The organism is Acinetobacter sp. 228, assembly GCF_048147885.1.
Genome location: NZ_JAYWYV010000584.1, coordinates 1 through 1,046 on the forward strand (window position 1 = coordinate 1; position 1,046 = coordinate 1,046).

The following is a 1,046-nucleotide window of genomic DNA, read 5'->3' on the forward strand; positions in this document are numbered from 1 at the left end:
GACTTTCGGTTTTGCGGTACTTGCATCTTATAAAAAGAATGTAAATCAAGTTATCACTTGGTTATTTATTACATTCCTTTTTGGTGCAACCTTCATCGGGATGGAACTCTATGAATTCCATCACCTTGTAGAAGAAGGTCATGGTCCAACTCACAGTGCTTTCTTATCATCGTTCTTTACTTTGGTAGGTACGCACGGTATCCACGTAACTTCTGGTTTAGTGTGGATGTTGGTATTGATGTATCAAATCAAAACTAAAGGTTTGACTTTACCGAATACACGTCGTCTTGCTTGCTTAAGCTTGTTCTGGCACTTCCTTGACATCGTTTGGATCTGTGTATTCAGCGTCGTTTACTTACTGGGAGTTCTCTAATGAGTAGTCATGAGCATAATGCTGCTGGTGCGTCACACGGTAACTTTAAGCAATACACTGTTGGCTTTATTCTTTCTGTCATCCTTACCATCATCCCATTCGGGATGGTGATGGCAGGTGGTTTCAGCCGCGGTCTTTTGGTTACAGTGATTGCAATCACTGCCGTTGCTCAGGTGCTTGTACAGCTTGTGTACTTCTTACACATGAATACATCATCTGAACAACGTTGGAATATGATTGCATTTATCTACACAATCCTATGTATCGCTGTACTTTTAATCGGTTCTGTGTGGATTATGAATTACCTTCACTACAATATGATGATCTAAACTGATTGTCATGTTGAAAAAGTATTTATTCCTGACTAAACCAGGAATTCTCTTCGGTAATTTCATTACCACCTTGGGCGGCTTCTTCTTAGCCGCCCAAGGCTCTATAGACATCTTATTATTATTGCTCACTCTCATTGGAACAACATTAGTTGTTGCTTCAGGTTGTGTGGTTAATAATGTTATAGATCAAGATATTGATACAAAGATGCAGCGCACTCAAAACCGTGCACTTGTTAAAAAAACCATCTCTCCTACTGTTGCGCTTGTATATGCTTTCGTACTCGGAGTAATGGGTTTTAGCATTTTGTGGTTTGGTGTAAATGGTTACGCATTTTTGTTTG

Annotated in this window: 3 protein-coding genes; all 3 read left to right on the forward strand. The window is 39.6% G+C overall.

Going from position 1 to position 1,046, the window contains the following annotated elements:
* The coding region (locus tag VXQ92_RS21005) for a cytochrome c oxidase subunit 3 (RefSeq protein WP_416683067.1) at positions 1-373 on the forward strand (373 nt) is incomplete at its 5' end.
* Positions 373-702: a cytochrome o ubiquinol oxidase subunit IV gene (locus tag VXQ92_RS21010; RefSeq protein ID WP_000094534.1), complete on the forward strand. Its 330-nt coding sequence runs from the start codon at positions 373-375 to the stop codon at positions 700-702. The genes VXQ92_RS21005 and VXQ92_RS21010, both read left to right, overlap by 1 nt.
* Before the next feature lie 10 nt (positions 703-712).
* Positions 713-1,046 (forward strand): UbiA family prenyltransferase (locus VXQ92_RS21015; protein WP_416683068.1); only part of this gene is annotated, 334 nt, incomplete at its 3' end.